1 protein-coding gene and 1 pseudogene are annotated in these 1,166 nt (G+C 55.7%); one reads left to right on the top strand and one right to left on the bottom strand.

Annotated elements, in window-relative coordinates:
• Positions 1-140 (top strand): annotated as a pseudogene (locus H6A34_RS15570) (helix-turn-helix domain-containing protein); the annotation flags it as partial.
• Between the two features lie 37 nt (positions 141-177).
• Here the strand turns inward: H6A34_RS15570 and H6A34_RS14420 are convergent.
• Positions 178-1,166: serine/threonine-protein kinase (locus tag H6A34_RS14420; protein WP_205106081.1), on the bottom strand; the 989-nt coding region annotated here is incomplete at its 5' end.

The raw sequence follows: 1,166 nt of genomic DNA, 5'->3' as shown, positions 1-1,166 counted from the left end.
AAGCAGTACCTGATGGATACCGACATGACGGTAAGCGAAATCGCTACGCCGTAGGCTTCCAGTATCCACATCATCTGAGCCGCATGTTCAAGAAAATCGTCGGTTGCAACCCCAGGGAGTACAGGCACTCCGTTTTATAGTCCGTGCCACTAATCAGTCCGCACGGCCCTACCGTTGTTATTTTCTGGGCCATTGGCTGTAGTCAACGGCCTCGTTGCCGTCGGGCATTACGTATCCCGCCGGTGTCGTCTCGGCTTGACGTGACTGGCGACTGAGCATTGTGGCGGTGATGAGCACGGCAAGCGCCGCGATTATAACCACGAGCAGCGTTACCGTAAGGCGTTGCGTGCGGCTTGGCCTGCGGCGCTCGAATATTTGCTGTACCGTAGCCGGGCGGTCGGCTGGATTGCGTCTTGTGCAGGCTGTGGCTATGTCTGCCATTGCCCTGTCGCCCGTTGCCGCCGCCATGTCCCTCATGACCATGCCCAGCGAGTAGATGTCCGAGCATACGTCGGCCTTGGCTCCGGGCAGCAGTTGCTCGGGTGCGATATATCCCGATGTGCCCGCGGGCTGTTTCAATACGTTGAACCCGTCGCTGTCGGCCAGGCCGAAGTCTATCAGTTTGACGTTATGGCCGTTGTGCGTTACCATGATGTTTGACGGCTTCAGGTCGCGGTGCGTTATCTGCTTGCCGTGCATGTAGTCGAGCGCATCGGCCAGCTGCCGGGCCACCTTTTCCGCCATTTGCGCGGTCAAGACTTTGCCGTCTATCATGTCGGCAAGCGTCTCGCCGTCGATATACTCCATCACTATCGTAGCCCCGAGCCCGTCAACTTCCTCCATGCCGATGGTACGGCAGATGTTGGGATGGTCGAGCTGCAGGCCTATCTCGAACTCTTTGGTCAGCGCCTGGCGGTAAATCGGGGTATATAGAAAGTCTGGCTTCAGGCATTTCAGCATGTACAGCTTTCCGTATCTTGTGGCACGGAACAGCCGTGTATGGCCGTTCTCCGAGACATAACACTCGTGCATGCCGCTGAATCCGCTCTCTACGGGTATCAGAGCGGCCGAGTCAATCTCGTTGTTTATATCCTCTGTGTATTCGGATGAGTCCATATAGATTGATTTAAAAGTGAAGAATGAAGAGTGAAAAGTGGAGAATCCAT

The organism is Marseilla massiliensis (genome assembly GCF_016899855.1).
Lineage (GTDB): Bacteria > Bacteroidota > Bacteroidia > Bacteroidales > Bacteroidaceae > Prevotella.
This window is presented reverse-complemented; position numbering and strand designations above follow the sequence as displayed.